The sequence below is a fragment of the Shewanella chilikensis genome, from assembly GCF_002836945.1.
GTDB lineage: Bacteria > Pseudomonadota > Gammaproteobacteria > Enterobacterales > Shewanellaceae > Shewanella > Shewanella chilikensis.
Genome location: NZ_NIJM01000087.1, coordinates 1 through 7,379, shown reverse-complemented (window position 1 = coordinate 7,379; position 7,379 = coordinate 1). Strand labels below are relative to the sequence as shown.

Below are 7,379 nucleotides of genomic sequence, written 5' to 3'. Positions count from 1 at the left end.
CATCCGGTTACTCATTCTGGGTTCAGGTTACAACACGATGATCTCACATCTCGGATTTATTCGCACCTTCCCTAGGGCCATTTGCTGCGAACCACGCCTTGCATCCAAGCCAGTAAGCCGACGCAGACCACACATGGGACTTGTTCGCACCTTCCTTAGCAAATGAGATAAATCGTCGAGGTTTTATTATGGTTAATGCTGAAGAAGTTGCGAAAAAGTTTAGAATTCTTCAGGTTTATGGCTGTGGTATAGTTGAACATAGAAACAATAGAAAAGACGATGCTTACATGTATTGGATTGGTCAGAGTAGAACAATTGCGAAGATTGCATTTAGAGTTTTAAAGTACAAAGATGTTGAATTTGAGGTGAGGGGTGGGCGTTCACGTATTCACTAGAATGTGATTATCAAACTCAATGCTAGTTTATTATTTTAAGCGTAGCTATGTTATATTTTAGCTTATGAGTTATTCTTGAGAATAACAGTCTTGTATATATCAATTTTTAATGAGGGATTTAAATTGTCTTTAAACTGTTTCTTTTGATTTATGGGAGAGTCTGTGTATACAGACGTAACTAAATATCAACCAAAAAAGACGCCAGAGCGCGATTGCATCGCGTTCTGGCCTATAATTACTGTTCCGTAATTGCAGTAGGAGTTTTGCTGACGATTTCAATCGACTCTTGCGTAAACGAATTAAATTTGTAAGCGGATTTTAAGGTCTCTTTGGCGAGTTTTGATAGCTTTCTGTCGATAAAGAAACTGTGTACTTTTTCAGCCAGTTGAGCCAGCAACATTCCACCGGCAAAAGTTGCCAGGCCTGCGATGAAACCGTTCATAAAGCCTAAAACGATCGCCATTACGAATCCGGTGGCCAGGATAAAATAGACGGGCTTTGATTGTGAAGCCATATTTTTTGCCAGCCAGGCATTGTCAAAAAGGCAAAATCGTCCGGTATCAACGTTGATGTAACCTACACAGCCACTGTAGTCCGCATTTTGGCCTTGAAGTAGCACCAGTCTATGTCCTTCTCGTGCTTCAACTTCATCGTTAAACAGCTTTACCTTTTTTTCAGTGCCATCGAGGCATTTGAACCAAAATTCATGAATGGTGGTCTTTACAGATTCAATTTTGACAGGGTCCAGGCGAGTGCCGCGACCGCTGGTGTACACATCGGTTTCGGAGTGCTTTGTGCCACTAAGCATAATACCTTCGAGTACCTTGACTGAGAGTTCCATATTCACCTCAAAGATTAACAGCATTTACTGAGGGGGAGGCAGCCCAAATGGGCTGCATGTGTCTTATAAACAGGAAGAGTTCACTTCGGCAGAACTAAAATTGAAAGGTTCTATCGCAGAGCAATTGTTGCCTTTGCAAACTCTTACACCGTAGTTGGCATACTGCTTGGTAATTACCATGCTGTTTTCAGTCCGTGGTGACATATCCTCAGTTTCTATCAGTGTGGAGTTGGCATCCGTCATGGAACCAACAATATTGTTTCCATACACTTCGAACGTTACATCGTGGGAATTCGACTGATAGATATCGCTCCAATCAAGCTTATATGTTGAGCAGACCTTTTCTTTACCGTACTTACTAATCATGTCACTTGTATAATTAGCAGTAACATTACCCATTAACTGAGTCACTGATGTTTCACCAACATGCAATTTATAATTTGCAGCGATGAGTGTATTTTTAAAGTTAACAATTCTATTGTCTGGTGCCTTTCTGAACATTGAGGTCACACTACCGACTTCACTTTCATGAAATTCGTTACCAGAATTATAAATCACTTCAAAAATTTCATCAGGATTCAAACTGGGGTTTTGCATCTTAACCAAAGCCACCAAACCAGATACTATTGGCGCAGCAATACTTGTACCTTGTTTTTCAGCATAACAACTGGTAGTTTCACCTTGGCAATATATACTGTAGCTTTCTGGATCTTTGTAGATGTGGGTGTTAATTGTTGGCGTTACAACTTGTTGACCTATGGTGGATACCGTTTGTTGCTCACTTAAGAAGTTTGAGAAGTCTGTCAACTGACCGAAAGAATCATTCGCTGCAACAGGGATAATTCCGTGACATGTCGCAGGAGTAAATGTCTCACCTGCAATACCTTCATTACCCAATGAAGCCACAACAACAATGCCTTTTTCATTTGCATATTTTACAGCATCTGCCAACAGGTTATATCCTGACTCACAAATTTCTGGCTTTGATGAACCTAAACTTAGATTGATCACATCAACAGCACTTGAAATTTTAGTTACACCTTCAAAAACATCATCACTTTCAGAAGCCCAATAAATTGCTTTGATAATGTCTGAACTCCACGCATCATTGCTGCATGAGTCAATAACTTTTACTGGAACAATTTCAACATAATCAGATCCGATGGCAGAAGAAATACCTTTGCCATTGTTTTGAATTGCTGCAATTGTACCTGCCACACTTAAACCATGACCGTTGACACAAACTTCATATTCAACTGGAACGTTTTCACCTTTTTCAGCATCATACTCAAATTTTGATGGTTTCCATGATTTATCAAGTGCATTATTGCTTTGTTCTGTAATTTCAACGATATTTGATGCAGAGCATACAGAATCAAGACCGCTGTTGTTAGGATCATTGGTCTTGCAATCTACCGCATTTTTGTAAGTGTAGTTTCCACTTGAAACATAATATGATACTGCTCTTACAAATCGTGCTTGTTCACCAGGAGTAACCATATCTTCATGTGGGAAGTAACCTGAGTCAATAATGGCAACTCTGGCTTTTCTACCTAAATTATTTTCAAAAACCGTCATTGCATCAAATGCTGATGTTGCACCATTGGCAAACGCCTTTTGCACATCATGGTAAAACTCTTTCTCAACAAGCGGATCTTTGTACTTATTAAGGTCGATTGCGTAACCTATGGCTGTTTTCGATTTTGCGGGCTTTTTTGAACTATCGGTTGTCACCATGTTTGACGGTGAACTTTTTTCAAGCGAAATGACTTTATCTTCAACAACGTAAGAAAAAAGGCCACTTTGTTGTAAGCGCTGAATAATCGCCCCCGTTTCAAGGGTGGTATCATCGGCAGCTATTAGTGAATAGCCACCAAAGCTTGACCTTTCAACATTTGTCACCAAAACACCGTTTACCACAGTGTTATCTTTTATTGATTTAAGTTGGTTAATGTCATGCCATTTTACAATAATACGGCTGTCAGCCAACGCCATGTTCGCTGAAAGCAGCAGAGGCAGGGTGACCAGGGCTAAAGTCAGACTGTTGTTTCTCATGTTAATATCTCTTTATGCCATTGATTACAACAAAATATTATTTAAAAATTGGTACTTGCCGGTAAATTGCCAGCGGCCATCTATATATTCGCCAAAAAGGGTGTTGCCGATAAAGCGCGAGTATTTTCCGTCATCGAGTTTTATCAGTGGCTGCTCGTCAAAGCGATATTCGTTTGGATGCAGCACGTTTATCAGTTGGTTCACCAGGGTTACTGATTGAGAAGGTGCGTTTACCCCTGCGTCAAAAATGGCTACTCGACTGGCGATAAAGCTGTCCATTTCGCTCAGCATACCTTCTTCTTGTTGATAAAATTGGTTAATGGCATTTTCATATCTGGCATTGGTATACTGAGCTGATTTGTAGATATTCTCATAATCAGCAAGCTTTATTTTTCTTGCATTGCTTATGTAATCATTGCTGCTGATGTTGCCAGAGAAAAACAACTCGTGATTAATATAATTGGCAATCTTTTGGTACTCGAAAGCGTATTTGAGCTTTTGGTTCATCTGTGCAATCTGTTGACTCCAGGATTCTTCCAGTGACCCTGCAAGTAGCGGTTTTATTTTTATTTCGTGCTCTGAGTAGCTTGATACACCATTAGCCTCGCCGATAAAGAAGCTTGCTTTCAGGACCACCAACTCGCCTGCTACAGCCTCGGTTGGCGTTATCGTGAACTGGCTCTTGCTGATGCCGCTGATGTTGAGCGGGTCGGAGAGTATATAGTCGGGGTTTGCGTACTCAACTGAGGCCAGGCTGGTCTGGCTGGTCTCGTTAGATGAGATAAAGAAAAGTGACACAGTAGAGCTGATACCAACCGAGGGATACTTGCCGGTGTAATCATCTAAGTAGCCGATACTGTCTCTTTGGTTGAAGTGTAACCTCATCTCGCTTGTGGCGGCAGTATTGCCTTTTTCATCGGTTGCGGTGAGTGCAATGGCAACGGATGCGCGGCCGTCAACGTTCGGAATAGTGGCTCTGGCGACACCGGTTACTTTATCAACCACTAATGAAAAGTTGTCTGCAATACGCTGTTTTTCGTAGTCACTCGCTGCGTTGAGGACGGTGACCGTGCCGACAACAGTAAGGTTTGTGATGTCACTGTCTTCATCGGACAAGGTAAATACGAAGTCCTCTAAGGTCTTTTCGTTAACGGCGAACAGAGGCGCGGTGCCATAGTCTGCCGCCCATGAGATAACCGGTGCTTTGGTTGGCACAGGTTTGTCGGTGATGCTAAGTGTAAACGACGTATGGGCGCTGTTTTGGCCGTCGTCGGCTGTGAGGGTGATAGTGGATGTGACGTCCTGTGCGATTTCTCCTGCCACCAGCAACAGCGAATTGCCGTTATGGCTGACGGTGACTTCGGGGGCTGAAGATATTGCAGACACTGTAATGGTGTCACCCTCTGCGTCTGTCACAGTGAAGGGGACGGTTAATTGGGCGTTTTCCTCCATCTGGTAACTGCCTGACAGACCGCTAATCAGCGGCGCTTGGTTGTTGGTCACTTTAAGCGTGAATGATTTACTGGAACTGGTTTTACCGTCATTTGCTTTTAAGGTGATGGTGACCGACATGGTTTGACTGATGTCAGTCGCAACCAACTTGAGTGTATTGTCAGTGTGGCTGACGGTCACGGCCGCGTTAGATGAGGTTGCCGACAGGGTGATGGTGTCACCTTCTGCATCCGTCACAGTAAAGGGGATGGATAATTCAGTGCGTTCCATCATTTGGTACGTGTCTGGCAGACCGCTGATCACCGGCGCTGTATTTGGTGCAGATGGTGGCGTGGTACTGCCGCCGTTATTTCCAGATGATTCGTCGCCACCGCCGCCACAGGCAGTGAGGGCGAGTGCCAATAATATGGACAGGGGAACATCTTTACGCTTCATAGACTGTACTCTCAGGTATGTTGCAGATTTTTCTCTTTCAGACTCAGTCGCCACAGTGGGGGAAATGAGTTTCTATGCTTGCGGTTTTCGGCTTTGGCACACTGGGCTGTGCGGCATTTAGCCAATTAATGCAATGACTTATTTGGGTTTTATCGGAATACCATGAGGCAATTGGAGCTTGTTTTCCAGTTACGGGATCTGTGGAAAAAGGCGTAAGAGCCGTGTTGAAATTTGAGATGTCAGTCAAAAACAGGGTATTTGTTTGTGAATGGATTGTTATTGGCTGGCTATTTAAACTGGGGTGATCGTTAGTTCATCATAAGATAAAAGCTGGCGACTATTGACCCGAGCAGACCGGCATGGTTTGGCTGTAAAATACGGATTGCCTTGGTGTTGTTCTTGACCTTGACCAAGGCAATCTTACTTTGATACATGCGATATCCAACATTGGCTGTATCAGCATGAACTGCATCATCTTGACGGCTTTGTTTCCTAAATCAGTTGAACTAAAACCATAGCTGGTGATCTGATCGACATAGCCCATCAACTCGCCCATCAATCGTGTCAAAACCTCGATATAAAACAATCAACTGGAAGCAATACAATCAAGCCCTGATCAATCGTGGCTCACTTACCTTCTGGATTGATGAGGACGCTATCGCCCAGTGGAAAGCTAAGGCCGAGCAACCAAGGAAAGGTCGACCACGCGTATTTAGCGACTTAGCCATTACCACCGCGCTGATGTTTTCTCGATGCCACTACGAGCGTTACAAGGCTTTATCAACTCGGTGTTTAAACTGGCTGATATTCCGCTTTCGTGCCCACATTACACTTGCATCAGCAAACGCGCTAAAACCGTCAAGATTGCTTTTAAAACCAAGACGCGTGGCACCATTGAGCACTTGGCTATCGACTCGACAGGCTTGAAGGTTTATGGCGAAGGTGAGTGGAAAGTGAAGAAACATGGCACAGATGGCAAGCGCCGCGTGTGGCGTAAGCTGCATATCGCTGTCGATACCCATAGCCATGAAATTATTGCAGCGGAACTGAGTTTATCCGGTGTCACTGACGCTGCAGTTATGCCGAATTTGCTCAAGCAAACCCATCGCAAAATCCGCAATATCTCAGGTGATGGTGCTTACGACACAAGAGCCTGTCACGATGCCGTTCGTAGAAAACGGGCTTTAGGGAAGCTGCGATTAAGTGGTCCGCAGCTCCCGATATGACGCCCCAAACCGTCCTTTATCGACGTCCTGTGGCTCAATTTTCCAATTTTCAGCCCGAAATCGTCTCTTCGTGGCTGATTTTGGCCCTGTTTCAGGCCAATTTCCTCATTTCAGGTAGATCTCGCCTGTGCCCGTATCAATTGGTCAACTCGAACCAGGTTCGCCAGGGTGAATAACATCGCCAGTTGACTGTCATTTTTAGCCAGCCCTTTGTACCTGGCTTTGACGAAACCAAACTGACATTTTACTATCCGAAATGGATGCTCAACCTTCGCTCGGATACTCGCTTTCAGGTATTCGTAACGGATGGCCAGCTTGTTCTTGCGCGGGTGTTGCTTCAATGCATTCACTTTGCCGGGACGCTTGGCGATAAGCCAGTCTGCGCTGACATCGCTGAGCTCATCGCGCTTTTCGGCCCCCTGATAACCAGCATCGGCTGAGATAAATTCTTCATCGCCATGCAGTAACTTGCCAACCTGATTGAGGTCGTGCTCGTTAGCCGCCGTGGTCACCAGACTGTGGGTCAGGCCACTTTTGGCGTCCACGCCAATGTGCGCTTTCATGCCGAAGTACCACTGGTTACCTTTCTTGGTCTGGTGCATGTCTTCATCACGGCTGTTGTGTTTGTTTTTGGTAGAGCTGGGGGCTTGAATGATGGTGGCATCCACCAAGGTGCCCTGGGTCATTAGAACGCCACACTCTGCTAGCCAGTGATTAACGGTACTGAAGATTTTGCGGGCCAGTTCATGCTGCTCCAGCAAATGCCGGAAATTCATGATGGTAGTGCGGTCTGGAATGGCTTTATCCAGTGACAGGCGAGCAAATTGGCGCATGGAGGCGATTTCATAGAGGGCATCTTCCATGGCCTCATCGCTCAGGTTGTACCATTGCTGCATGCAGTGAATACGCAGCATGGTTTCCAGAAGTCGGATCGTAGCCATGTCGTTCTGTGAGCCAAGGAGTTGCGGATACGAA

At 44.7% G+C, this 7,379-nt stretch carries 5 protein-coding genes and 1 pseudogene; 1 reads left to right on the top strand and 5 read right to left on the bottom strand.

All coding sequences use genetic code 11. The features are described 5' to 3' along the window. Positions 1-630: 630 nt before the first annotated feature. The 4 genes from CX651_RS19390 to CX651_RS20295 all read right to left on the bottom strand — a co-directional run bounded on the left by CX651_RS19390 (position 631) and on the right by CX651_RS20295 (position 5,612). Complete coding sequence (locus tag CX651_RS19390; RefSeq protein ID WP_146226030.1) at positions 631-1,236, bottom strand: hypothetical protein; 606 nt, start codon at positions 1,234-1,236, stop codon at positions 631-633. 63 nt (positions 1,237-1,299) lie between these two features. Beyond that, positions 1,300-3,291, bottom strand: a complete 1,992-nt coding sequence (locus CX651_RS19385) for a S8 family serine peptidase (RefSeq protein ID WP_101057738.1) — start codon at positions 3,289-3,291, stop codon at positions 1,300-1,302. 24 nt (positions 3,292-3,315) lie between these two features. After that, positions 3,316-5,178: a hypothetical protein gene (locus tag CX651_RS19380; RefSeq protein ID WP_101057736.1), complete on the bottom strand. Its 1,863-nt coding sequence runs from the start codon at positions 5,176-5,178 to the stop codon at positions 3,316-3,318. 308 nt (positions 5,179-5,486) lie between these two features. Further along, positions 5,487-5,612, bottom strand: coding sequence for a hypothetical protein (locus CX651_RS20295; RefSeq protein ID WP_268249221.1), 126 nt, complete (start codon positions 5,610-5,612; stop codon positions 5,487-5,489). Positions 5,613-5,739: 127 nt separating this feature from the next. Here CX651_RS20295 and CX651_RS19370 point away from each other — a divergent pair. After that, a pseudogene (locus CX651_RS19370) lies at positions 5,740-6,365 on the top strand (IS5 family transposase); the annotation flags it as partial. 149 nt (positions 6,366-6,514) lie between these two features. On the opposite strand, the gene CX651_RS19365 reads toward CX651_RS19370, so the two are convergent. Then, positions 6,515-7,379 (bottom strand): IS5 family transposase (locus CX651_RS19365; RefSeq protein ID WP_101057744.1); only part of this gene is annotated, 865 nt, incomplete at its 5' end.

Coding starts and splice junctions, on each gene's coding strand:
- CX651_RS19385 (WP_101057738.1), bottom strand. CDS start 3,291: ATGAGAAACAACAGTCTGACTTTAGCCCTGGTCACCCTGCCTCTGCTG.
- CX651_RS20295 (WP_268249221.1), bottom strand. CDS start 5,612: ATGTATCAAAGTAAGATTGCCTTGGTCAAGGTCAAGAACAACACCAAG.
- CX651_RS19390 (WP_146226030.1), bottom strand. CDS start 1,236: ATGGAACTCTCAGTCAAGGTACTCGAAGGTATTATGCTTAGTGGCACA.
- CX651_RS19380 (WP_101057736.1), bottom strand. CDS start 5,178: ATGAAGCGTAAAGATGTTCCCCTGTCCATATTATTGGCACTCGCCCTC.